The 22763-nt window shown below is 42.3% G+C and carries 23 protein-coding genes and 1 tRNA gene; 14 read left to right on the forward strand and 10 right to left on the reverse strand.

Annotated elements, in window-relative coordinates:
- Together ACFQZS_RS00110 and ACFQZS_RS00115 are read right to left on the reverse strand one after the other, a co-directional pair.
- Entirely contained in the window at nucleotides 1-819 is an 819-nt protein-coding gene (locus ACFQZS_RS00110) for a hypothetical protein (protein ID WP_377095849.1), read from the reverse strand.
- An 8-nt stretch (nucleotides 820-827) separates the two neighbouring features.
- Nucleotides 828-1634 (reverse strand): hypothetical protein, encoded by an 807-nt coding sequence (locus tag ACFQZS_RS00115; protein ID WP_377095852.1) that lies wholly within the window; start codon nucleotides 1632-1634, stop codon nucleotides 828-830.
- 157 nt (nucleotides 1635-1791) lie between these two features.
- On the opposite strand from ACFQZS_RS00115, the gene ACFQZS_RS00120 reads away from it, so the two are divergent.
- From ACFQZS_RS00120 to ACFQZS_RS00130, 3 genes are all read left to right on the forward strand, one after another.
- The gene (locus tag ACFQZS_RS00120; RefSeq protein ID WP_377095855.1) at nucleotides 1792-2199 is read left to right on the forward strand and encodes an EVE domain-containing protein; all 408 of its coding nucleotides are present in this window, start codon (nucleotides 1792-1794) and stop codon (nucleotides 2197-2199) included.
- 31 nt (nucleotides 2200-2230) lie between these two features.
- Nucleotides 2231-3214 carry an aldo/keto reductase gene (locus tag ACFQZS_RS00125; protein ID WP_377095858.1) on the forward strand — a complete coding sequence of 328 codons (984 nt, stop codon included), beginning with the start codon at nucleotides 2231-2233 and terminating at the stop codon, nucleotides 3212-3214.
- Nucleotides 3215-3277: 63 nt separating this feature from the next.
- Nucleotides 3278-4087 carry a hypothetical protein gene (locus tag ACFQZS_RS00130; RefSeq protein ID WP_377095861.1) on the forward strand — a complete coding sequence of 270 codons (810 nt, stop codon included), beginning with the start codon at nucleotides 3278-3280 and terminating at the stop codon, nucleotides 4085-4087.
- Between the two features lie 25 nt (nucleotides 4088-4112).
- On the opposite strand, the gene ACFQZS_RS00135 is transcribed toward ACFQZS_RS00130, so the two are convergent.
- Both ACFQZS_RS00135 and ACFQZS_RS00140 read right to left on the reverse strand, forming a co-directional pair.
- The gene (locus tag ACFQZS_RS00135; protein WP_377095863.1) at nucleotides 4113-4481 is read right to left on the reverse strand and encodes a hypothetical protein; all 369 of its coding nucleotides are present in this window, start codon (nucleotides 4479-4481) and stop codon (nucleotides 4113-4115) included.
- Nucleotides 4482-4529: 48 nt separating this feature from the next.
- Nucleotides 4530-5048: an acyl-CoA thioesterase gene (locus ACFQZS_RS00140; protein WP_377095865.1), complete on the reverse strand. Its 519-nt coding sequence runs from the start codon at nucleotides 5046-5048 to the stop codon at nucleotides 4530-4532.
- A gap of 142 nt (nucleotides 5049-5190) precedes the next feature.
- Here ACFQZS_RS00140 and ACFQZS_RS00145 point away from each other — a divergent pair, with 142 nt between their 5' ends.
- Nucleotides 5191-5724 carry a hypothetical protein gene (locus ACFQZS_RS00145; protein ID WP_377095868.1) on the forward strand — a complete coding sequence of 178 codons (534 nt, stop codon included), beginning with the start codon at nucleotides 5191-5193 and terminating at the stop codon, nucleotides 5722-5724.
- A 203-nt stretch (nucleotides 5725-5927) separates the two neighbouring features.
- On the opposite strand, the gene tamL is transcribed toward ACFQZS_RS00145, so the two are convergent.
- Nucleotides 5928-8291, reverse strand: coding sequence for a translocation and assembly module lipoprotein TamL (tamL, locus tag ACFQZS_RS00150; protein WP_449288894.1), 2364 nt, complete (start codon nucleotides 8289-8291; stop codon nucleotides 5928-5930).
- Between tamL and ACFQZS_RS00155 the strand changes: the two genes are divergently transcribed.
- From ACFQZS_RS00155 to ACFQZS_RS00165, 3 genes are all read left to right on the forward strand, one after another.
- Complete coding sequence (locus ACFQZS_RS00155) at nucleotides 8282-9031, forward strand: TrmH family RNA methyltransferase (RefSeq protein ID WP_377095874.1); 750 nt, start codon at nucleotides 8282-8284, stop codon at nucleotides 9029-9031. The genes tamL and ACFQZS_RS00155 overlap by 10 nt on opposite strands.
- A gap of 49 nt (nucleotides 9032-9080) precedes the next feature.
- Nucleotides 9081-9151, forward strand: a tRNA-Cys gene (locus ACFQZS_RS00160).
- A 32-nt stretch (nucleotides 9152-9183) separates the two neighbouring features.
- A complete protein-coding gene (locus ACFQZS_RS00165; RefSeq protein ID WP_377095877.1) occupies nucleotides 9184-9357 on the forward strand; it encodes a spore protein in 174 nt (57 codons plus the stop codon).
- 164 nt (nucleotides 9358-9521) lie between these two features.
- Here ACFQZS_RS00165 and ACFQZS_RS00170 read toward each other — a convergent pair whose 3' ends face one another.
- On the reverse strand, nucleotides 9522-10568 hold the full coding sequence (locus ACFQZS_RS00170; protein WP_377095880.1) for a quinone-dependent dihydroorotate dehydrogenase: 1047 nt from the start codon (nucleotides 10566-10568) through the stop codon (nucleotides 9522-9524).
- A 108-nt stretch (nucleotides 10569-10676) separates the two neighbouring features.
- Here ACFQZS_RS00170 and ACFQZS_RS00175 point away from each other — a divergent pair, with 108 nt between their 5' ends.
- The 6 genes from ACFQZS_RS00175 (at nucleotide 10677) to ACFQZS_RS00200 (ending at nucleotide 18452) form a co-directional block, all read left to right on the forward strand.
- Nucleotides 10677-11438: an SGNH/GDSL hydrolase family protein gene (locus ACFQZS_RS00175; protein WP_377095882.1), complete on the forward strand. Its 762-nt coding sequence runs from the start codon at nucleotides 10677-10679 to the stop codon at nucleotides 11436-11438.
- A gap of 89 nt (nucleotides 11439-11527) precedes the next feature.
- Nucleotides 11528-12685 carry a redoxin domain-containing protein gene (locus tag ACFQZS_RS00180; protein ID WP_377095885.1) on the forward strand — a complete coding sequence of 386 codons (1158 nt, stop codon included), beginning with the start codon at nucleotides 11528-11530 and terminating at the stop codon, nucleotides 12683-12685.
- Nucleotides 12686-12774: 89 nt separating this feature from the next.
- Nucleotides 12775-14697, forward strand: coding sequence for an ABC-F family ATP-binding cassette domain-containing protein (locus tag ACFQZS_RS00185; RefSeq protein WP_377095888.1), 1923 nt, complete (start codon nucleotides 12775-12777; stop codon nucleotides 14695-14697).
- A 127-nt stretch (nucleotides 14698-14824) separates the two neighbouring features.
- Nucleotides 14825-16078: a type IX secretion system plug protein gene (locus ACFQZS_RS00190; protein WP_377095891.1), complete on the forward strand. Its 1254-nt coding sequence runs from the start codon at nucleotides 14825-14827 to the stop codon at nucleotides 16076-16078.
- A gap of 25 nt (nucleotides 16079-16103) precedes the next feature.
- Complete coding sequence (locus ACFQZS_RS00195) at nucleotides 16104-17771, forward strand: ArnT family glycosyltransferase (protein ID WP_377095894.1); 1668 nt, start codon at nucleotides 16104-16106, stop codon at nucleotides 17769-17771.
- A gap of 36 nt (nucleotides 17772-17807) precedes the next feature.
- The gene (locus tag ACFQZS_RS00200; protein WP_377095897.1) at nucleotides 17808-18452 is read left to right on the forward strand and encodes an HAD family hydrolase; all 645 of its coding nucleotides are present in this window, start codon (nucleotides 17808-17810) and stop codon (nucleotides 18450-18452) included.
- Here the strand turns inward: ACFQZS_RS00200 and ACFQZS_RS00205 are convergent.
- The gene (locus tag ACFQZS_RS00205; protein ID WP_377095900.1) at nucleotides 18440-18796 is read right to left on the reverse strand and encodes a VOC family protein; all 357 of its coding nucleotides are present in this window, start codon (nucleotides 18794-18796) and stop codon (nucleotides 18440-18442) included. The genes ACFQZS_RS00200 and ACFQZS_RS00205 overlap by 13 nt on opposite strands.
- Before the next feature lie 53 nt (nucleotides 18797-18849).
- Here ACFQZS_RS00205 and ACFQZS_RS00210 point away from each other — a divergent pair, with 53 nt between their 5' ends.
- Nucleotides 18850-19509 carry an MBL fold metallo-hydrolase gene (locus ACFQZS_RS00210; RefSeq protein ID WP_377095903.1) on the forward strand — a complete coding sequence of 220 codons (660 nt, stop codon included), beginning with the start codon at nucleotides 18850-18852 and terminating at the stop codon, nucleotides 19507-19509.
- 1 nt (nucleotide 19510) lies between these two features.
- Here ACFQZS_RS00210 and ACFQZS_RS00215 read toward each other — a convergent pair whose 3' ends face one another.
- The 3 genes from ACFQZS_RS00215 to pyrR form a co-directional block, all read right to left on the reverse strand.
- Nucleotides 19511-20938 carry a serine hydrolase domain-containing protein gene (locus ACFQZS_RS00215; RefSeq protein ID WP_377095906.1) on the reverse strand — a complete coding sequence of 476 codons (1428 nt, stop codon included), beginning with the start codon at nucleotides 20936-20938 and terminating at the stop codon, nucleotides 19511-19513.
- A gap of 8 nt (nucleotides 20939-20946) precedes the next feature.
- A complete protein-coding gene (locus ACFQZS_RS00220) occupies nucleotides 20947-21876 on the reverse strand; it encodes an aspartate carbamoyltransferase catalytic subunit (RefSeq protein WP_377095909.1) in 930 nt (309 codons plus the stop codon).
- Nucleotides 21877-22074: 198 nt separating this feature from the next.
- Nucleotides 22075-22620 (reverse strand): bifunctional pyr operon transcriptional regulator/uracil phosphoribosyltransferase PyrR, encoded by a 546-nt coding sequence (gene pyrR / locus ACFQZS_RS00225; protein WP_377095911.1) that lies wholly within the window; start codon nucleotides 22618-22620, stop codon nucleotides 22075-22077.
- Between the last annotated feature and the right edge of the window lie 143 nt (nucleotides 22621-22763).

Here is a 22763-nt window from a genome sequence, read left to right on the forward strand (position 1 = left end):
TTATTTTGCCAGCTTATATTCGGCCGAGAAATCAGTTGATAATGTTGTTGCAACCATTTCGGCCTGTTGCCTGGTCATATCCTTACCGGCAACAACGCCCTGCCCTTTAAATACATTAACAGGTGCTTTATTGCCCTCTAATTCTGGTATGTAAACGGGTACCTGCACCGGCCGTAATTTAGGCCCGTTAAGTTTAATGTTGTAGCTAAATTGATCGCCCCGCAGGTTGAGCAGGGTAAGCGGGATCTCAAATTCGCAGGTAAGAATGCCTTTCTGTGATAGCGCTGCAGCAGCTTTTATCCCCTGTTCGTTGTAAATGGAAATAAGCGAGTCGCTAACATTTTTTAACCCCGATGCCTTAATCAGTTTTATCCCTCCTGCCAGCTTTTTATTGGCGGCTAACGTAAGCGCGTCGGCATCCCCGGCTGATGAATTTTCCATAACATCCCGCATGGACTGAACAATTCCCCTCAGTTCAGCCGGTTCTATCAGCGGAAAGGTGATTGAAGATGCCGGCGCACCATCTTTTTGCGCGTTAGCATTAACGGTGAGCGTTAGGCCACCGCGTGTAACTTTGTTGGTTATGTTATAATTGGCTGTCTGCACAATAAGGTACAGCCGGTTTTCGCTGTTGGCCAGGCTGTAAAACGCATCAGTAGCCGCGTTAAATGCTTTGAAAGCTCCCCACTCATCAGCTTTGCCATCAATTTTAACAATAGCAGGTGCTTTAACGCTGCTTTGTTGAACATTAGGAAGTTTTTGGGCGCTTACACCCGCAAATACAAGAATCGCGAATATTGTAGATGTAATTTTTTTCATTTCAATTATCATTTTGCAAGGGTGTATTTAGCCGAAAACTCTGTGTTTGTAAAGCGCGGATCAGGCGGTGGCGGCGGCGGTGCAATTGCCCCGGGTTTAAGCATGGGTGGTGGTGGGGGAAAAGGTGAACCAGGCGTAGGTTTTTTCCACATCATTCTTCTTACTACTTCGTCATGGGCACTCAAGCAAACAGTGTAGGTAAAAGGCGCCGCATAATCCTTATCCATATCAAGATAGGAGAGCGGTACGCACAGTTCATAAACCAGGTCAAGGTTTTTATTAAATCTGATGCCGGCCACTATGTTCAGGTCGTTATAAACCGGCACATCATCGCCATTTATCTCAAAGCGTTTTAATAGTACTCCTATTTTTTTATTGATGACAGCCAAAAGGGAGTCGGAGTTTTTGTTGTTTTTGTCCAGGTACTTATCCATTACTTTGATGAGCTCATTTCGGTCGTCATTTTTGAGCAAAACAAAATCGATCATCTTTTTCAGGGGATCATAATACACGTTCTTCTTTTCAACCTTAACCACAGAGAAGGTTATGCCGCCCCGCAACGCTTTGCGGCAGGCATCCTTGTTCGGAGCAATGAGCGAGAGGTACAGGTTTTTATCATCATTGCTTATGGTGTAATATAAACCGTCGGTTTTGTTAAAGGCCTGTAGTTGATTGTTCCACTCGTTTAAATTGCCATCAATTTTAATGTTAGCAGGTGCTTTAACGCTTGTTTGTTGAACGTTAGGTAGTTTTTGGGCAATAGCTGGGGTAGCAATCACAACAGCAAATAATAAGGCAGGTATAAGTGCTCGCATGGTTGAGTAAGGATAATTGGTTGCACTAATATAAAACTATAATATTAGTTATTTACGTAGTTTTTCATTTTTTTGATAATTACTCACTAATTACTTAGACTATTGACCAACGCTGCTTTTTTAAATAGCTTTACCGCCATTATAACATAGCAGCAAAATGAATTATTGGTTGATAAAATCTGAGCCCGAAAAATATAGCTGGGACGAATTTGTTGCGGATGGCCGCACTTTTTGGGATGGTGTACGCAACTACGCGGCGCGTAATAACCTGCGCGACATGCGCGAGGGTGATTTAGCCTTTTTTTACCATAGCAACGAAGGCAAAGAGATAGTTGGCATAGCCAAGGTAGTAAAGGAAGCCTACCAGGACCCAACTACTGATGATACCAATTGGGTGGTAGTTGAGTTTTCGCCGGTTGAAAAACTAAAAACCCCGGTAACGCTGGCGCAAATAAAGGCCGACGAAAATTTGAAAGACATTCAATTGGTAAGGTTAAGCCGCTTATCGGTAGCCAGCATTAAGCCGAAAGAATTTGATTATATTTTACAATTAGGAAGCAATTAAACTACACGCCTCTAAGTAGGTAATACACACCATGAATTACAGAAAATTTAAAGATACAGCCATAGCCGAAGTGGGTTTAGGTACCTGGCAATTAGGCAGCGCCGATTGGGGTAACATTAATGACGAGGATGCCTTTGCGATATTATCAGCTTATGTTGACGGTGGCGGAAATTTTATTGATACCGCCGATGTTTACGGTATGGGCGTTAGCGAACAGGTGATAGGCAGGTTTTTAAAGACTGTTGACACACCTATTTATGTTGCTACCAAGTTAGGTCGCCGCGGAGATGCGCCTAACGGTTGGCCGCAAAATTTTACTTATGATGCCATACGCCGCCATGTGGAAGACTCTTTGCGCCATTTAGATGTACCGCAATTGTTTTTGGAGCAGCTGCATTGCATCCCAACAGAAGAAATGCGCTCGGGTAAAGTGTTTGATCACTTGCGCAAGCTGCAGCAGGAGGGTTTGATAGCCAACTTTGGTGCCAGTGTTGAAACATCAGAAGAAGCTTTGATATGTTTGGAGCAGGAGGGGTTGGCATCTTTACAGATCATCTTTAACCTGTTCCGTCAGCATGTGGCTGATGAAGTGTTTGCCAAAGCTGCCGAAAAAGGTGTTGCCATTATAGCACGCGTGCCATTGGCCAGCGGCTTGCTAACCGGCAGGTTTAACAAGCAAACGGCTTTTTCTGCAAATGACCATAGAAACTATAATGCCAACGGCGAGAAATTTAACGTGGGCGAAACTTTCTCGGGCATTGAATATAACGAAGGTGTGCGTTTATCTGAAACGATAGGTGCAATGCTGCCTGATGAGCGCATGGCGCAATGGGCTATCCGCTGGATCCTGGATCATCCGCAGGTAACAACAGTTATTCCCGGTGCATCTAAAGTAAGCCAGGTTGAAACCAACCTGCATGCCTCAACATTGCCGCCTTTATCTGCACAAACTTTCAGCGATCTGCGTAAGCTTTATGATGCAGAAATTCATGATAAGATAAGAGGAGTTTATTAATATTTTGGCGACTTACCACTAAATGATTAGTTTTAGGTCGCCAATTTAATAATTTACTACTCTATGAATTCCCTTTCTTTAAGCATCCGTTCCATTCTGTTTATAACCGCATGGCTGTTAACTGTTGTTAGCGTTACCGCTGTCGCCCAGAAATTACCCGTTAAGCAGGAGGGAAGTATGCGTGCGCCTGCCAACGTAAAGATTGATGGTAAGGCTACCGAGTGGACCTTTAAGGCCTATAACCTGGCAACGGATGTTTTTTACGCTATGGCACATGATGACAATAACATTTACCTTGTTATTAAATCTGCCGATGAAAGTTCTGTAAGAAAAATTGTAAGCAGCGGCCTTACTTTTATAGTAAACAACATCGGAAAAAAGAATGACACTACCGGTGCTAAGGTAACGTACCCGTTATTTAATTATAAAAACAAACCCTATATAAATTTTTTGGTAAAGTCTGCTCCGGCAGATAGTGCAGACTATATAACTACAGCCAACAATAAACAGTTTAACAGTATAGGTAAATTTGTAAGAGTGCGGGGTATTAAAGATGTAGATACCCTGCTTTCTATTTATAACACGGATGGCATCAGCGTAGCTTCATCATTTGATAAAGAGGCTAACTATACCTATGAGTTGGCAATATCACGTAAACATATAACGCCTTATATTAACCCCAACGGAGCTTTTTTTTATAAAGTGATAGTTAACGCGCTTCAATTTGACGACCTTCCCGGCGTATCCATCACGCGCGATCCAAGCGGCACAATAACCGCGATAATGGTTAACAAGAGCAATTCACGGCCCAACCTTAACCCGGCAATGAATGTGGAAACAGATTTTTCAGGCGAGTATACATTAACCAGGTAGCTACCGGGCAAGCGGCATCGCTATGTTATTGTTTCCCAAAATAGCTTGATACATCAAAATAGACCTGGGTTTCTCTGCCATCGGTGGTAGTGATATTTACTATTTCGTGCTGTTTGTCTTTATAGATCTCGTAGCGTTGCGAAACCCTTTTGCTGCCGGGGAATAATGTAATTAGCTGTGTGTTTTCCGCGTCGAGCCCTGCTCTTTCTGTTTTTTCGTCTATTATTATTGCTTTGTCAAATGAGCTTCCATCGCGTTGAGAGGCGAATCCGGTAGCTGTTTTAGGTAGAGGCTTGTCGGTGTTATCAGTTGTTCCTTCAAGGGTGTTTCTGTTGCTTGAACAGGCGGTTATTACTGAAGCACATATAAGCAGGACAAATATTTTAGTTTTCATAGTAGGTAGATTATATATATAATACAAGCTACCAGGCTGCAAAAGGTTTTATTCTTTATCCATAAAGAGCGCTTTTAGCTCTGTAGCATCATGTGGTTTTAATTTGCCATCCAGTATCAACCTTAGTTGGCGGCGGCGCAGGGCGCTATCAAATAAAGCCTGTTCAGCGGGTGTTTCAGGTACAAGTTCAGGCACAGCTAATTTGTTACCCTCCTTATCCAGCGCTACAAACGTATAGTAGGCCTCGTTGCTTTTAACGCGCGTGCCTGATGGAATGTTCTCTGCATAAACGTCCATACGTACTTCTACCGAGGTTGTAAACGCGCGCGATACCCGCGCCTCAATAGTTACCACATCACCCAGCTTAATAGAATGTTTGAATGACACGCTGTCAACCGATACAGTTACCGCCAGTGTGTTGCAATGTTTTTGCGCAGATATGGCGGCAGCGATATCCATCCAGTGCAGCAGGCGGCCACCCATAAGGTTGTGCAGCATATTGGTATCATTGGGTAACACCAACTCATTCATAACAGTGTGCGAGTCTTTGGGCGTTTTTTTTAACATAAGCAGTGTTTTTGTAAATATACATTGTTAACACAAATTAAAGCCCGGGTGGTTTTAAATGTATTGTAATGAACATACTGAACTGAATAATATTAGCTATTTTTATTGCCAACCATGTTGCTGCCAAATTAACCTTGCTACTATGAAAAAAATATTCTTTGTTATTTTATTAATGATCTGTGCTAACAGCACTCTGTTTGCCGATACGGTAAGCATTGATCGCTTTGTAGTAAAAGAAAACCCCTTTGCCCAAAGTGAAGTGGCAATAGTGGCTGTTGATACGTTGGATAATATTCGCGAAGATGTGGAAGGCCTTTTCAGCTTCACGGTAAATGGCTTTCAGGAGGAAATGCGGTTTGAAAAAGGTACAGCATTCTATCACCACAAGTTGGATAAATCAGCATTTTTTTTCGTTAAGCATGTTAATGATAACGGCACCCACTCAAAGCTTTACTACATTTATAAACAAGACGGTAAACTACGCCCCATTGGCATAAGCTGGTGGCTGCTGCTGGGGATACCGCTGGGGCTTGTTTTGCTGGGTTATTTGTTTAAGCGTTTTATAGCCATAATTCTGATCGTATTTTGCATATTCCTGTTCTTCAATTACCAAAACGGACTAACCATTTCCACCTTTTTTGAAAGTATTGTGAATGGATTGAGGGGATTGTTTTAGGTGTTGAAGATTTGTTGTTAAAGGTTGGTTATTAAAGATTGAAGATTGGTTGTTAAAGATTGGTTATTAAAGATTGAAGATTGGTTGTTAACGATTGGTTATTAAAGATTGAAGATTGGTTGTTAACGATTGGTTATTAAAGACTGGGTTAAGCCGCATGCACTAATCTTTAATCTTCATTCTCTAATCTTCATTCTTTAACATCAAAACGGCATTCCTATACCAAAGTTAAGCTGCATAAAGTTGTAGCTTTCGCCGCCATTGGCGTTTTGATAGTTTTCTTTGAACGTTCCGCTTTTAAACAGTTCATCCGCATGTTTAAACAGTACCCATTGGTCTGATCCTCTAAATTGAGGGTCTTTTACCTTAAACGCGGCATCTAAACGGAACACAAAAAAGCTCAGATCAAATCGTAAACCTGTACCTATGCCAATAGCTGATGATTGCAAAATACGGTTAAATTTGAATTCGCCATTCGGATTTTCCACCTCAGGGTGCAGGCGCCATATATTACCGGCATCTACAAAAACCGCTCCTTTTAAAATTGTACCAAAAAAGTTATTGGCCAGTTTATAGCGGTATTCTGCATTCATCACCAACTTTACCTCGCCAAACTGGTCTATATACTTCAGGCGTGCGCGGGTAGTATTATCGTTTCCATAGGCGTCGCCGCGGTTAAATTGTCCTGGCCCAAGTGTGCGTGGCAGCCAGGCCCTTATATCATTTGCGCCCCCGGTGTAAAAGTTTTTCTCAAAAATAAGCTGCCTGCTGTTACCATAGGGTATACCAAGCCCCGGGTTTATCCGAAAAATAAATTGCTTGTCGCCGCCGAGGCTCTTATAAAGCCTTAAATCAATTTCTGCCTTAGCGTATTGGGCAAATGTGTAGCCAAAAAGGGTGCGTTGGCCCTGCGCGTCGCGCGGGGTATTAAAGGTATTACTCAGCAACGATAGCAGGTTGCCGCCTACATCTAACAACCCGCGGAAATAGGTAAAATTGCTTAATGTATTTAACTGATTGCCGTTTACCTGGTAAGTGTACTGGCTACCGGTGGTAAACGTGGTGCGGCCGATAAGATATACGTACGAGTAGCGGTTTCTTGCAATAAGTGTATCGCGCGCTGCCGGATCTATAGATCCTCTTGAAAATTCAAAATTGGCAGCTGTAAGGCTGTGCAATTTGTTAGCTGTTTCGGCAAAATCATAAGTAACCGAGTTGATAAAGCTGGTTCGGGTAACCAGGTCGCGCTGAAAGAAAAGCGAATAGTTGCTTGCAAATGTGGTATGCGGAACGCCGTATTTACCCGGCTTGGCCAATTTAAACGGCGAAATAATTCGCGGATAGGTTAAGCTTACACCTATCTTAAAATCCTGGTTAGTTACTCCGCTTGCACCCGGCGCATCTCCACCGGTTGAATATAAAACGCTGTAATTAAACTTTAGCTGTAATATTGCCGCTTCTTTAAAAATATTGCGGTTAGTAAACGTATTACCAATGTTGTAACCATAGCGCCCTCCGGCAAACAAAAACTCGCCCTCCACGCGGTCAGACATTTTTCTGAGGGGTACAATATCTATTGTTGAGTTGAGCCGGTTGGTACTATCAGCAGTTTTGGTGTAAGTAGGGTTGGGCACGTTTCTGAAAACGTTGAGTTCTGATAGGCGCGATGTAGTTATGGTTTGCATATCCACATCATAGATATCGCCTTTTTTCTGAAAAATATAGTCGGTTACGGTGTGTGGCTTAAATCTTTTGGAGTAATCTACAAACGTAAACTGCGAATCTACCTGCAAAGTATCAGCGGGACCGGTTTTTTGGCCGTTGCTGTTAGATATCGTAATAAGCGTATTATTGATAGTGTAAACCGGGTGTGCATTTTTATTCTCCGGGTTATCAAGTACCATGTGCAGATCAATAACGCTATTGTTAAAAACAGAATCATATTCAAAGTTGATGAACTGTCTTTTAAAATCATAATAACCATTGCGTTTCATTACCTGGTAAAAGGCATCGCGATTATAGGCAACGCTGTCCAGATCGAATCTGCCGCCCGGGTGCAAATGCGAAAAAGTGGCATAGGTATTATGGAAAAGTGCGCGGACTTTTGGGTCGGCAATACTATCGCCTAACTTACGTATTCTGAATAGCGGGCCCTGGTCAGTAATAAACACCAGTTCGGCCTTTTGCTTTTTGATAACTATACTATCTCTGATCTTTGCCTTAAGATAGCCCTTGGTCTGAATAAACTTTTCCATTTGGAAACGCGAAAACTCAACCAGGTTACTATCCAATATAGAAGGTGGCTCGCCTATTTTTCGCTTGCCGTTTTTACTGAACCAGTAGTAAAATTGCAAATTAACCACGCTATTGGGCTGTTGCTGTTTATCAACGTAGTTAACAGCAGCCTCAGAAAACTCTTTATCCATACCCTTTATAGTGATTTTACGCACTAAATTTTGGTTGGGGGCAAGCTTGCGTGTTAAACTACAGCCGGTGCCCATAAAAAGCAGAAGAATACCTAATATTGTAAAGCGATAAAGATTTGTTTTAATAAAATATGCTTTCAAAATCTCAGGTTAGTTTATTACAATCATTACAACATAAAAAATTCCGCAAAGAGCATGGCGTTTTTTTGGTGGAGGGACTAAAATCAGTTAATGAGTTTATCCAATCTGCCTACACCGTTCAAACCATATACCATACGCCCGCAATTGCGCCAAAATTGCTTAAATTATCGCATAATATAAACACGATAGAGATATCATTAACCATTCTGCAGAAAATAAGTTCTTTAAAAACGCCTGCAGATGTAGTTGCAGTGGTTAAAATACCCGATTGGCCTGTATTAAAGCCCGTTTCGTTAAAAAATAAGTTCTCTCTGGTACTTGATGGAATACAGGATCCGGGCAACATGGGTACTATAATTCGCACAGCAGATTGGTTCGGTATTGAGAATATTATTTGCTCTGAAGATACTGTTGATGTTTATAACCCAAAAGTTGTGCAGGCTACTATGGGTTCGCTGTCTCGGGTTAGTTTACACTATACAGATCTTGAGGCTATATTGGCTAACAATGACCTGCCGGTATATGGCGCCTTGTTGGATGGTGTTAATATTTATGATACCGATTTTGGTACAGAAGGCCTGGTAGTTATGGGTAACGAAGGCAACGGGTTGCGCCCCGAAGTTATAAAGTTGATTAAAAAAACCATTACCATACCGCGTTTTGGCAGTGCAGAGTCGCTGAATGTGGCCATTGCCACGGCCATATTTTGTTCAGAAATAAACAGAAATAAGCGCAAATAAATATTGCTGTGCAATTAAATAATTACTATTTTTGCAATCCTTTAAAAAGGGTCGGGTGGCCGAGTGGCTAGGCAGAGGTCTGCAAAACCTTTTACAGCGGTTCGAATCCGCTCCCGACCTCAAGGTTAAAAATATTAAATAAAAAAATTGTCATGGGCGTAACTCGTTTAAAAAGAAAAGATAGAAGAAACAAAACTTTTTCAAGATTAGAAGTTCAGTTTTTAAAGAATGCTACTAACCTGGAGTATGGTAGCCGTTCGCACGAATCTGCTAAAAGCCAGATAGCTAAAAACAACGACGTTTTAGCTGCGGTTGCAAGCAAATAATTGCTAAGAAATTTATGGTATAAAGTCTTGTTGGTGATAACCGGCAAGGCTTTTTTTATGCGCCTGTTTTTGTCTGAACCAGGATTCGTGGGATTTTTAAGATTATAAGATTTTTATTTATCGTTCATGGAATCCTAAAATCCCTTAATCCTACAAATCTTAGTTCAGACAGTTTCCCCTAACATTTTCTTATTGATCTCCTTGATCAGCCCCGGGCCCTCATAAATAAAACCCGTATAAAGCTGCACTAATGATGCACCCGCTTTTATCTTCTCCAGTGCATCTTTTGCCGAATGTATACCCCCGACACCTATAATAGGGAAGGAACGGTTTGATTTGTCGGCCAGGTAGCGTATTACCTCGGTAGATCGTTCAGTTAAAAGTGCGCCGCTTAACCCACCCGCCTCTGTTTTTAAATTTTCTTTTTTTAGGCCGGATTTATCAATTGTGGTATTTGTAGCAATAATGCCTGCAATTTTGGTTTCCTGTACAATCTCTACAATGTCGTCCAACTGCTCATTGGTAAGGTCAGGCGCTATTTTTAAGAGGATGGGCCTGCTAATGCCATCTTTATTATTACGTTGCTGCAAAGTGTTTAAAATATGCATTAACGGCTCTTTCTCCTGCAGGGCGCGTAGACCGGGGGTATTGGGCGAGCTTACGTTTACCACAAAATAGTCAACCACATCAAACAAACGGTCAAAGCATTTTATATAATCATTAACAGCTTCTTCATTGGGCGTGTTTTTGTTTTTGCCAATGTTGCCGCCTATAATAAGTCCTTTTTGCGCCGCAGGTTGATTTTTGCGGTAGGCCGCTATCCGCGACGCCAAAACATCTACCCCTAAATTATTAAAACCCATCCGGTTAATAATAACCTTATCCGCCGGACTACGAAACATCCTCGGTTTTGGGTTGCCCGGCTGGGGCAGGGGAGTTACGGTACCCAGCTCCACAAAGCCAAAACCCAGGTTGGCCATTTCGCTTATCACTTCGCCATTTTTATCAAACCCTGCTGCCAAACCAACCGGATTTTTAAACGTCAGGCCAAAAATCTCTCTTTCCAATCTATTGTCTCGCATGTCCCACAACGCCCTGCTTAAAGCGGCCCCACCCGGAAAACGGTTAAAGCGCTTTAAATTGCGGGTTACAAAATAATGCACATTCTCGGGGTCGAACTGAAAAAGGATGGGTTTGAGTAAAGAATACATGCGGCAAAGTTAGTAGTTTGGTTTGTAGTTTATAGTTAATGGTTCATTTGTAAATCATTTAGGCAAATACCTATATTAGTAAACCAATTATACTATTAACCAATAATCATGAACCAATCAAACACTCGTCGTGGTTTTCTTAAAACCGCCTCCTTAGGCACGCTGGCCGCGGTTAGCATCCCTCAAATTGTATCAGCTGCTATGGCGGCCGAACCTAAAGGAAAAAAAGTTACCATTGAAAAAGGCGATATCATACTTTTTCAGGGTGATTCTATCACAGATTCCGGCCGTAATAAAACCAATAATACGCCTAACCTGGCATCGCCGTTGGGCAATGGCTACGCGCTGATGGCCGCGGGTGAGCTTTTGCTGAAACACCCTGATAAGGACCTCAAAATATTTAACAAAGGCATTAGTGGTAACAAAGTATACCAATTGGCGGAGCGCTGGGATGCCGACGCGCTGGATATTAAACCAACGGTGCTAAGCATTCATATTGGTGTGAACGATTTTTGGCATACGCTTACCAGTGGCTATAAAGGAACGATTGAAACCTACATTGCCGATTACAAAAAGCTGCTGGACCGTACCAAAGCCGCCCTGCCCGGGGTAAAACTTATTTTATGCGAACCCTTTGCTGTAATGGGGGTGAGATCTGTTGATGAAAAGTGGTACCCTACTTTTAACCTTTTCCGCCAGGCAGCCCGCGATATGGCAGACCAGTATAACGCGCCGTTTGTACCTTACCAGGCAGCTTTTGATAAAGCCATAAAACAAGCGCCGCCAATTTATTGGACAGGCGACGGTGTACACCCATCAGTTGCCGGAGCCGCGTTGATGGCACAGACTTGGTTGGAAGCTGTTAAATAGTGTTAAACATTACAGTGGAATAATAAAAGGTTGTAATATAGCGGCGTTATTAAAGCAATGCTTAACTCTCAAACCTTTATCCATCAATTATGAAACCACATTTTTTATTTACCGTTCTGCTTTGCTTTGGCTTAAAGGCATCGGCACAAAACCAATTTGTTTTATCAGGAAAGATAACAGGGGTGCCTGTAAATAGCTACGTTAAAATAATTTATACTGACAGTAAGGGGGGGAATGTAAAAGACAGCGCCCTTTTAGTAAATGATAGTTTTATTTTAAAAGGAGATATCAGTGAACCTACCCGGGCTAACTTGATTGTTAAGGATAAACGTATTGAGCTATTTTTAGAAAAAGGTGCATTAACACTTAACGGAAATTACCCCGATGTAGAACATTCAAAACTTACAGGTTCAAAAACCAATGACGAGAACCTGGAGTTTAAAGTTATTTCAGAGGCTTTAAGCAAAGAATTTAAACCGGTAAGTGATAAGATAAACGCGGTGTATGCAGAACTAAGACTTGCCAAGCTGAATAAGAAATCCCAGGCAACTATCGACTCGCTGAACGACCGGCTTTTAGTTGTTGGAAAAGAGCGCGAGCCATACGCTGCCAAATACGAGCAGGCCGTGCATGATTTTGTGGTAAAGCACCCCCACTCATTTATTAGCCCGTTGCAAATGGGTATTTATTCTACCTCGTGGGCGCTTAATGATATGAAAGCGATTTTCAACAGTTTTTCTGAAGAGGTAAAAAACAGCACGCAAGGTAAGGTTATTAAAAAAACAATTACAGAAAGAGAGATACAGCAAGCCGGCTTGGCTAAGGATTTTACAGCTATGAGCCTTGATGGAAGACCGCTTACACTGTCAAGCCTTAAAGGCAAGTATGTACTGCTTGATTTTTGGGGAAGCTGGTGCGTGCCCTGCCGTGCCGAAATGCCCCACGCCAAGCAACTGTACAACCAGTACCATAAAAGCGGACTTGAGATTGTTGGTGTAGCCGTAGAACAAGACAAAGACAAGGAAGGCAGATGGCGAAGAGCCGTAAAGCAGGATGGCACCGGTATTTGGCATAATGTTTTGCAAAAGCAAGATAAAAAAGGCGAGCCGGGCAACATTACCGGTCTGTATAACATTGGTGTGTACCCCACAAAGGTGTTGATAGATAAAGAAGGGAAAATTATTGGCCGTTATGACGGTGGCGGATCAGATGAATTAGATAAAAAACTGGCAGAATTATTTAAGTAATTTAACGCCAAAGGGGGCATTTGGTAGTAAACTACAACAACCTTTTACCTTTCGCCTTTAACCTCGAAAAACCGTACCTTTGCGGCCAAATGATCGCGATAAATAATTTAACGTTCGAGATAGGTGCGCGGGCGTTGTATGATGAGGCCAACTGGCACATTAAACCCGGAGAAAAAATTGGACTGATTGGTGCTAACGGAACCGGGAAAACCACACTTTTAAAAATAATAGTAGGGGATTATAAGCCAACATCGGGCACCATATCAATGGCTAAGGACCTTACCATGGGTTACCTTAACCAGGATCTGTTATCCTATTCGTCTGATAAAAACATTGTGCACGTGGCCATGGAAGCTTTTGAGCGCCAAAATCAGCTGCATGATGAGATAGAAGTTTTGCTGAAAAAACTTGAAACTGAATATACCGAAGACATTCTGCATAAGCTAAGCGACAAGCAACACGAGTTTGAAGCGTTGGATGGCTATAATATTGAATACAAAGCACACGAGATATTAGCGGGTTTAGGTTTTAGCGAGGCAGATTGCCAGCGTAAGCTAAGCACCTTTTCGGGCGGGTGGCGTATGCGGGTAATGCTGGCCAAGATACTATTGCAGGCACCCGATATTTTGTTACTGGATGAGCCTACCAACCACTTGGACTTACCCTCAATACAATGGCTGGAAGATTATTTGAAAGCATTTACCGGCGCTATCATCATTGTATCGCACGACAGGTGGTTTTTAGATAAGGTTATTAACCGTACAGTAGAATCGCGCAAGGGCAAACTGACTGTTTACGCGGGTAACTATACCTTTTATTTAGAGGAAAAAGCACTGCGCGCCGAGATACAGCGTGGCGAGTTTAAAAACCAGCAGTCTAAAATAAAACAGGAAGAGCGTTTGATTGAGCGTTTCCGTGCCAAGGCATCCAAAGCAAAAATGGCGCAGTCGCGTATAAAAATGCTGGATAAGTTGGAGCGGGTTGATGATGTTGATGATGATAATCCTGAAGTTAACTTCAGCTTTAAATTTAGCAAGCAATCCGGCAGGCATGTAAGCACTCTGGAGCATATCACTAAAAAATACCCTGCAATAGATATTTTGGATGATGCCGAGGCGATAATTGAAAAAGGCGATAAAATTGCGCTGATAGGTGCCAATGGTAAGGGTAAATCAACCCTGTTGCGCATTGTAGCAGGTGCTGATAAAGAATTTAAGGGAACAGCAATTGCAGGGCACAACGTTACCCAAACCTTCTTTGCGCAGCACCAATTGGAGTCGCTGCATCTGGAAAACCAGATCTTGCAGGAACTGCAGGCCTTTGCACCAAAACATACTGATACAGAATTACGCTCCATATTAGGATCATTCCTTTTTACAGGTGACGATGTTTTCAAAAAGATCAAAGTGCTTTCGGGCGGCGAGAAATCGCGCGTGGCATTGGCTAAGGCCTTAACTGCCGATGCTAACTTTTTAGTACTTGATGAGCCTACCAATCACCTGGACATGGCATCTGTTAATATATTGATACAGGCATTGCAGCAGTATGAGGGTACGGTGATAGTAGTATCGCACGACAGGTATTTTCTGGATAACGTAGCCAATAAGATCTGGTTTATTGAAGATCAAAAGATCAAGCAATATCCGGGTACATATGCAGAGTATGATGAGTGGAACGCCAAACGCAAGTTAGAACCCAAAGCCGCTGTGCCAACACCTGCTCCTAAAAAAGAAGAGAAAAAGGCCGAGCCGGTTAAGCAACAGTCATCAGAAAATAAACATCAGCAGCTAAGAAAGTTGAACCAGGATCTTTCTAAAATGGAAGAACATATAGCTGTCTTAGAGAAAGCCGTTAAGGATTTTGAAGCTAAACTGGCCGACTCAACAATATATAACGACAGCGCTAAACTTAAAGAAACCAACGCCGCCTATTCGCAAAAGCAAACGGAGTTGAAGCAAATGCAGCAACAATGGGAAACTTTGGCGGAGCAGATAATGGAGCTGGAGGGATAAGCGTCCTTAACTCTTGCGTCATGCCGAATTTATTTCGGCACCCCACAGGACATGAACGTTTGCCGAGCAAGTGGGATGCTGAAACAAGTTCAGCATGACTTATCTTGTTTTTCGTTAATATTGTAATATGAGGAAAATAACCCTTCTGTTATTGCTTTTTATCAGCATAAACACCTTCGCTCAGACACCATACATTAACAACGTATTTAACCCCGCCATAAAAAGCGTCGAGTTTTATAATACCTCAAAAGTGGGCTCCTTCCCAGTCATCAATTTAAACACGGCCGACCAGTTGCTGATAACATTTGACGATCTGCGCGGGAGCTATCGTAATTATTATTATACTATTGAGCATTGCGATAATAAATGGAACTCATCCAACCTTTCGGCGGGATTTTACATGCAGAGTTACCAGGATGATCGTATTATCGACTACCAATATTCCACCAATACCATGCGTAAATACACGCATTATGAGTTGAAATTTCCGAATGACAACATCAAACCCAAAATATCAGGCAATTATGTGCTGAAGGTTTACGAGGATGGCGACCAGAATAAAATGGTATTTACGCGCCGTTTTTATGTTTTGGGTAGCCGCGTTTCTGTAGCTGCTGATGTAGTTACACCCAATCTTGTCCAGCTAAGGCAAACCGGTCAGAAAGTTAATGTGCAGGTTAATTATGGCGGCCTGGTTGTGCAGAATCCTAATTCGGACATGCGGGTAGTAGTAACGCAAAACGAGCGCGGCGAGACCACACAGACCAATATTGCCCCAACTTATGTGCGCAATGGTCAGTTGATCTATAACGATATCAGCATAAATAATTTTGCCGGGCGCAACGAGTTCAGACGTTTTGATACGCGCACGCTAAAACTTAACTCGCAACGCATAGCGCGTATCTACCGGGATACTGCTTATTCTATAGTATTGCTTACTGAGCCGGTACGCAACAGCCCCGATTATTTATTTGAGTTTGACAACGATGGCCGTTTTTTTATCCTTAATCAGGACGGCAATGATGCCCGCAGAGACGGTGATTATACGTACGTTTATTTTAGCCTGGCCCCTGGTAATTTACCGCCACAAGGTGCCGTGCACATAATAGGAAAATTTAATGATTACCGCATTGACGGCCGCAGCAAGATGGAGTTTGATACAAGCGTAGGAAGGTATATTGGTAAGCAATTGCTAAAACAAGGTGTTTATGATTATGAGTACACCTGGGTAGATAACGCGGGCAAGGCCGACGATGTACCCATAGAAGGCAGCCACTTTGAAACAGAAAACGAATATCAGGTACTGATTTATTACCGCCCCCCAAGTGCCCGCTGGGATGAATTGGTGGGATATCGTTTGTTAAGTACCGCCAAAAAGTAGCATAAACTATTACCTTTGGTTAATAATGAACCACCCCAACCCTGCAATTGATAAACAATGGCTGTACCTTTTTATAGGTGTTGCCGTGCTTATCAACCTGACCGGATTATATATTCCAATTATGGGGACAGACGGCACACTGTATGCCACTATTGCCAAAGCCATGGTACAGCGCAATAACTACATTGAGCTGTTTTACAATGGTACCGACTGGCTGGATAAACCCCATTTTCCTTTTTGGATAACGGCCTTCTCTTTTAAGCTATTAGGCTTTACCACATTTGCTTATAAGCTGCCCGCTATACTTTTTATGCTGATGGGAGCAGGGTACACTTACCTGTTTGCCAAAAGGTTATACAATACGCAGATTGCCTTATGGTCTGTGCTGATACTGTTAACCGCACAACATATAGTGCTTTCTAACAATGATGTACGTGCAGAACCTTATTTAACCGGATTGATCATCGCCTCGGTATATCATTTATACCGCGCCCAAAAAGGAAACTACGCGCAACTGGTATTGGGCTGCATTTTTGCCGCCTGCGCTGTTATGACGAAGGGCCTTTTTGCGCTGGTGCCCATTTGCGGAGCCCTGGGCGGGCATTTGTTTATTACCAGGCAATGGAAGCAGCTTTTCAATTTAAAGTGGCTTATAGCCGCTGTTTGTATCCTGATATTCATCCTGCCGGAGTTATATTGCCTCTATGTACAGTTTGACGCGCATCCCGAAAAGCTGGTGTTCAATTCACATCATGTATCAGGTGTAAAGTTTTTTTTCTGGGATAGCCAGTTCGGGCGGTTTTTTAACACCGGGCCAATTAAGGGCCACGGCGATCCTTTCTTTTTTGTGCATACCGCGCTGTGGGCTTTTTTGCCTTGGTCGTTATTGTTATTTGCGGCCTTGTTTCAGTTTGTAAAAAAAGGAAGCCGCATGATATTCCGCACGGAGTGGTATTGCATTAGTGGGGCCATGCTAACCTTCCTGCTTTTTTCGGCATCAAGTTTTCAATTGCCGCATTATTTAAACATTGTATTCCCGTTCTTCGCCATAATTACAGCGCAGTACCTGTATAATGTAAAAATGTCCGCCAGCGTTAAGGCGGTTAAAATAACACAGGCCATTGTTTTCGCGTTGTTACTGTTAATAATAGCGGCGCTGCACTATTTCTACCAGCCGGAAACACTAACATTTGTTACAGGCTTCTTTTTAGGGGTGATATTCTTATTCTCTTTTTTGTTGCCGCAACGCATTAGCAATGGCGTTATATCCCAGGCCATTATCCGTACCGTGATGATATCGTTCATTGTTAACCTGTATCTTAATGAGGTTTTTTACCCGTCATTGTTAAAATACCAGGCAGGCAGTGAAGCGGCTATGTGGATCAATGAGCACAACCCCCAGCATTTCCCGGTGATACAGGTAAATGAGGATATGACCACACCATTTGAGTTTTATATTGATGGTGAGGCCGAAACAGTTTCGGCACCTGCGGTTGCAATACATGCAAAAGAGGTTATTCTGTTTGGTTCTAAAGCATATATCAACACGCTTATCAGCAAGGGCTGGCAAATTAAACCGCTTAAAAGCTTTGAAAGATATTGGATAAGCAGGTTGAAAATTGGTTTTTTAAATAAGAAAACGAGGAGCAAAGAGTTGACAGAAATGCAGGTGGTTTTAGTAACCCGAAAATGACAATGGCGCCAAAATAAAATCCTACTTTTGCCGCTGATGAGCACTTCTTTAAAAAACACATACGACAGCATAATTTTTGATTTGGATGGCACCCTTTGGGACAGCACCGGCGTTGTTGCCGAAGCATGGCAGGCAGCCAAAGAACAGGTTGATTTTATAAACGAAGATGTAACTGCCGACATGGTAAAAGGCATTACGGGCATGACCTATAAAGCCATTTTTGAGAAACTGTTCCCGTATCTTACAGATGAAAAGCGCGAGGAGTACAAAGCCATCGCAGCAAAGTACGAGCTGGAAATTTTGCATACAAAGGGCGGGCAGTTATATCCGGCTTTAGAGGAAACCTTAAAGTACTTATCAGCCAAATACAAATTGTATATAGTTAGCAATTGCCAAAGCGGATATATAGAGGTTTTCTTTAAAACCAGCGGGTTAGAAAAATACTTTCTGGGTCACCAATGCTACGGCACTAAAAATATGCCTAAAGCTGATAACATAAAGGATATAGTGAACGACCATGGCCTTAAAGCGCCTGTATACGTTGGCGATACCATGGGCGACTATAACGCCGCTGTTGGAGCCGGTGTGCCCTTTATATTTGCAGCGTATGGGTTTGGCAAGGTAGATGAAGACCAGGCGGCGACGATTGAACAGGTGAGTGATCTAATTCAGCTATTATAACCCACTTCTATCATTAAGCTGTCAAAGTTGAAGTAAAATCCAAAAGTGTCTCTTATTTTGCCGGGCCCTTTTCCAACATCAATGCCACCATTTTTTAAACCTTCATAACACTTTATAACTTCTTCTTCACTTGCTAATATAAAACCGATGTGAAATGCATCGGGATAATTAACAATGCCCATTTTGTTTTTCATAATAACAAGGATAAAACCGTCCGCGCCATTTAAAATGGCTATGGCATTATCGCCTTTAATAGCTTGGCACCTAAAGCTAAAATGCGTCTCAAATAGCTTTACGGTATTTTCAACATCACGTACTACTAAGTTAATATGGTTAAGTTTCATGGGTTTATCTGTATTCGGCATAAAGATAAAATTTAGCCCTTATCTTTGATTACATGAAGATCTCAAAATACCTGCACTCCTGCTTAGTGTTTGAGCTGGATGGCTACAAGCTGTTGTTTGATCCCGGAAAATTCAGTTTCGCTGAAGGTTTGGTAACGCCCGGAATGTTTGCTGATGTCGACGGCATTATCATTACACATATTCATCCGGATCATCTGGATATTGGTATTCTCGATCAGATTTTAGCGCTGAATAATGCGCCTGTTTACACCAACGCGCAGGTGGGTGAGGCATTGACTAAAGCAGGCCTGACACATACCATTTGGAACGACGGGACATACAACCTTGGTCCGTTTAAACTACAAGCAAAAACCGTAAAGCACGAATTGATACTGGATAACCCGCTGCCGCAAATGACAGGTTTTATAATAAACGATAAGGTACTGCATCCGGTTGACTCCATGGAGGATGCATTACTGAAATGTAAAGGAATTGAGCTGCTAATAATGGTAACAATGGCCCCATTTACCAACGAACTGCGCATAACAGAATTTGCAGATAAGCTGCAACCTAAACAGATTTTACCTGTGCACGATGGTTACGCTAAAGATTTTTTTATTGAACAGCGCTACGCTGCCTATGAAAAACATTTCGAGAAACACGGCATTAAGTTTAACCCGGTATATAAAGTGGGCGATAGCTTAACGATTTAATTTATTGCAGTTTTTTTATCAGAGCTGCGCCCAGGGCATCTGTGCTCTCGGCAGCGTTTGATAGTACTATCACCGCCAGTTTCTTTTCGGTATTAAAAGCTAAGAAGCTGCTGCTGCCATAGGTGCCGCCGTTATGGAAAGTATAATCAGCACCCGCAACCTTTATAATATGCCAGCCCAGGCCAATTGCCGTGTCTGAATTTTTATAAGTGATTTGATGCGTTAGTTCAAACGCTTTAGACAGTTTGTTGCCATCGCCGGCAAGGTTTGCTTTTACATAATTAGCCAGATCGCTTAATGATGATCGCAGGGACCCGAGGGCCGCCAAAGCATCAAAATCCCAGGCCGGGGTTAATTCGCCATTCTCGCTGTATACAGATGTAAACCGGTCGTTTTGTATGCGCGAAAGGTGCTGCCCTGTATTTTTCATCATCAATGGAGCGCAAATAATTTCCTGCACCATTTGATCATAAGATCTGCCACTAATCTTTTCTAATATTACACCTAATAAACCGGCTCCCAGGTTAGAATAGGCATAGGTTTTACCTGGATCGGTATTAAGCCTGCAGCGCTTTAAATAACTAAACAATAGCTGCCTGTTATAATTTTTATAAGGGTTTCCCCTGTCATAAGGCACTTGCGCGCTGTAATTTTCGGGCATGCGCGCCAAACCGGAGGTATGATTACTCAGCGAAAGAAGGGTAACGTTTTTTAACTGAGGATTGGCTGCTACAGAGTCCGGCAGATACTTTGTTATGGGGTCATTTAATTGGGCTTTACCCTCGTTTACATACCAGGCCAGCAGCGCGGCTGTAAACGTTTTGGTTATAGATGCAATTTCGAAAATGGTATTACCGGTAGGTAGCTTGCTATTACCCTTAGTGGTTTCGCCGTAGTTGTAAATATTAAGTGTTCCGTTTTTTATTACCCCAATGCTTAAGCCAACGGTATTGGCTTTTTGTATATACTCCCGGGCAACGCTGTCAACCTTTTTATCAGCAAGTGTGGCTAATTTGTTATCAGTAGCAGCTTTTAATATTTTTTTTACTGAAGTGTCTTTAAAGGGTTGAAAAAGAAATACCTCTATTTTATCAAACTGGTCAAGGCTTAATAAAAATTGCATGGTAACTGCGTCAAATTGAAGTTTGTAAGTAGCCAGGTTGTTGTTTTGGAAACTAATTAGCGTAGCTGATTTGATATTGCCCAAAGGGAACAACTGTTGTTCGCAAACCTGTTTGAATGCAAGCGGGGTTAAGGCTGCATGCAATTTATCGCCGGCTAAGGCGTATAATTCATTTGCGTTTTTTAACGCGAATTTTTGCTTTATCAGCGTTAAAACCGAATCTGTTTTTTGTAACTGACGATTTTGGGCCAGACCCTGATATTGTAACCCACAACAAAGCAGCAATAACAACACCAATCGTTTCATTGCCATAGTTATTGAGCAGGAGTTTGCCCGGCCAGCAGATACAGCACTGCCATACGAATTGCCACGCCGTTTTCAACCTGGTCAAGTATAATAGATTGCTTGCTGTCTGCCACGTCGCTGGTTATTTCAACACCGCGGTTAATTGGGCCCGGATGCATTACGGTTATCTCTTTATCCAGCGAGTTGAGTATTTGCTTGTTCAAACCGTATAGCATAGTGTATTCCCGCAGCGATGGGAAGTATTTAATATCCTGACGTTCTAATTGTATACGCAGCATGTTGGCTACGTCGCACCAGTTAAGTGCTTTTATTAAATTGTGTTCTACTTTAACGCCCAGTGCACCAATATATTTTGGCATAAGGGTGGTAGGGCCGCACACCATTACTTCTGCACCCAGTTGTTTAAGGCATAATATGTTTGATAAAGCCACGCGCGAGTGTAAAATATCGCCAACTATTACTACCTTTTTCCCCGCTACATCGCCATATTTCTCGCGGATGGAAAAGGCGTCAAGCAGGGCCTGTGTTGGGTGCTCATGCGCTCCATCTCCGGCGTTTACTATCTGGGCCTTTACATGTTTTGACAGAAAGATACCGGCACCGGCGTAGGGGTGACGCATCACCACCATATCAACCTTCATAGCCAATATGTTGTTTACGGTGTCTATCAATGTTTCGCCTTTGCTTACAGATGATGAAGATGCTGCAAAGTTCACCACATCGGCAGAGAGGCGTTTTTCTGCCAGTTCAAAAGAAAGCCTTGTTCTGGTAGAATTCTCAAAAAAGATGTTAGCTATAGTTACATCGCGAAGCGACGGGACTTTCTTTATAGGGCGGTTTAATACGGATTTAAAAGTATCCGCAGTTTCAAATATCAATTGAATGTCCGCTTCGTTTAAGTCCTTTATTCCGAGTAAGTGCCTTGTGCTTAGTCCCATATTTTTTATTTCGAATGTCGGATGTTCGATTTCGAATTTTTAATTTTTTATTCCTCGTCATGCCGAACTTGTTTCGGCACCTCATACTGCTTGCCCGCGCGTGAGATCCTGAAACAAGTTCAGGGTGACTTTACTATTTTTGGATTTGGACCGCCCGACTCTAATTCCGAAATCGAACATCCGAAATCCGGTATCATTTTATTTTGCTTCTGATAACAACACAATCCTATCCTCACCATCCGTTTCTTTCCAGCTCACCACTACTTTTTGCGATGCTATTGAGTCTACTTCTATCCCCACATAATCAGCCGATACCGGTATATGGCGCGAGTAACGGCGGTCAACTAAGGTAAGCAACTCTATTTTTTCAGGGCGACCAAAAGCCAGCATGGCATCCATAGCAGCGCGAATGGTGCGGCCTGTCCAAAGTACATCATCCATCATGATCACTTTTTTGCCTTCAATAATAAAATCTATTTTGGTTTGATTGGGCAATAGCGGCGATTCGCGTCTGCGAAAATCATCGCGGTAAAAGGTGATGTCAAGGTCGCCTTGTTCTATTTTATGTTCCGGTAATATCTTGCGTAATTCTTCAGCAACCCGCTTGGCTAAATAAATGCCGCGTGGTTGAATGCCTATTAAAACTGATCCCGAAAAGTCGTTATGATTTTCAATTAACTGACGACACAAACGTTGAATGGTTATCTGAAATTTCTTTCCGTCGAGCAGTGTTAGATTTTGCATCGTATGGGTGGATTTGGGCAAAGGTAATTATTTTGGTGATTAGTTGAATAGTGATTGGAGATTAGTTTTATCGTTTTAATTATTTAAAACATGAATAGGTTGCTAATGTGCTTAATCAAATCTACAAAAATACCCAACAAAAA

It is taken from the genome of Mucilaginibacter calamicampi (assembly GCF_042676765.1).
Classification (GTDB): Bacteria; Bacteroidota; Bacteroidia; order Sphingobacteriales; family Sphingobacteriaceae; genus Mucilaginibacter; species Mucilaginibacter calamicampi.

What these genes read in the sequence shown, in the direction of transcription:
- ACFQZS_RS00120 (WP_377095855.1), top strand. Translation starts at nt 1,792, where the DNA reads ATGAATTATTGGTTGATAAAATCTGAGCCCGAAAAATATAGCTGGGAC.
- ACFQZS_RS00115 (WP_377095852.1), bottom strand. Translation starts at nt 1,634, where the DNA reads ATGCGAGCACTTATACCTGCCTTATTATTTGCTGTTGTGATTGCTACC.
- ACFQZS_RS00180 (WP_377095885.1), top strand. Translation starts at nt 11,528, where the DNA reads ATGAAACCACATTTTTTATTTACCGTTCTGCTTTGCTTTGGCTTAAAG.
- ACFQZS_RS00205 (WP_377095900.1), bottom strand. Translation starts at nt 18,796, where the DNA reads ATGAAACTTAACCATATTAACTTAGTAGTACGTGATGTTGAAAATACC.
- ACFQZS_RS00220 (WP_377095909.1), bottom strand. Translation starts at nt 21,876, where the DNA reads ATGGGACTAAGCACAAGGCACTTACTCGGAATAAAGGACTTAAACGAA.
- ACFQZS_RS00155 (WP_377095874.1), top strand. Translation starts at nt 8,282, where the DNA reads ATGCTTTCAAAATCTCAGGTTAGTTTATTACAATCATTACAACATAAA.
- ACFQZS_RS00165 (WP_377095877.1), top strand. Translation starts at nt 9,184, where the DNA reads ATGGGCGTAACTCGTTTAAAAAGAAAAGATAGAAGAAACAAAACTTTT.
- ACFQZS_RS00130 (WP_377095861.1), top strand. Translation starts at nt 3,278, where the DNA reads ATGAATTCCCTTTCTTTAAGCATCCGTTCCATTCTGTTTATAACCGCA.
- ACFQZS_RS00200 (WP_377095897.1), top strand. Translation starts at nt 17,808, where the DNA reads ATGAGCACTTCTTTAAAAAACACATACGACAGCATAATTTTTGATTTG.
- pyrR (WP_377095911.1), bottom strand. Translation starts at nt 22,620, where the DNA reads ATGCAAAATCTAACACTGCTCGACGGAAAGAAATTTCAGATAACCATT.
- ACFQZS_RS00135 (WP_377095863.1), bottom strand. Translation starts at nt 4,481, where the DNA reads ATGAAAACTAAAATATTTGTCCTGCTTATATGTGCTTCAGTAATAACC.
- ACFQZS_RS00140 (WP_377095865.1), bottom strand. Translation starts at nt 5,048, where the DNA reads ATGTTAAAAAAAACGCCCAAAGACTCGCACACTGTTATGAATGAGTTG.
- ACFQZS_RS00170 (WP_377095880.1), bottom strand. Translation starts at nt 10,568, where the DNA reads ATGTATTCTTTACTCAAACCCATCCTTTTTCAGTTCGACCCCGAGAAT.
- ACFQZS_RS00190 (WP_377095891.1), top strand. Translation starts at nt 14,825, where the DNA reads ATGAGGAAAATAACCCTTCTGTTATTGCTTTTTATCAGCATAAACACC.
- ACFQZS_RS00195 (WP_377095894.1), top strand. Translation starts at nt 16,104, where the DNA reads ATGAACCACCCCAACCCTGCAATTGATAAACAATGGCTGTACCTTTTT.
- ACFQZS_RS00215 (WP_377095906.1), bottom strand. Translation starts at nt 20,938, where the DNA reads ATGAAACGATTGGTGTTGTTATTGCTGCTTTGTTGTGGGTTACAATAT.
- ACFQZS_RS00110 (WP_377095849.1), bottom strand. Translation starts at nt 819, where the DNA reads ATGAAAAAAATTACATCTACAATATTCGCGATTCTTGTATTTGCGGGT.
- ACFQZS_RS00125 (WP_377095858.1), top strand. Translation starts at nt 2,231, where the DNA reads ATGAATTACAGAAAATTTAAAGATACAGCCATAGCCGAAGTGGGTTTA.
- ACFQZS_RS00210 (WP_377095903.1), top strand. Translation starts at nt 18,850, where the DNA reads ATGAAGATCTCAAAATACCTGCACTCCTGCTTAGTGTTTGAGCTGGAT.
- ACFQZS_RS00145 (WP_377095868.1), top strand. Translation starts at nt 5,191, where the DNA reads ATGAAAAAAATATTCTTTGTTATTTTATTAATGATCTGTGCTAACAGC.
- ACFQZS_RS00185 (WP_377095888.1), top strand. Translation starts at nt 12,775, where the DNA reads ATGATCGCGATAAATAATTTAACGTTCGAGATAGGTGCGCGGGCGTTG.
- ACFQZS_RS00175 (WP_377095882.1), top strand. Translation starts at nt 10,677, where the DNA reads ATGAACCAATCAAACACTCGTCGTGGTTTTCTTAAAACCGCCTCCTTA.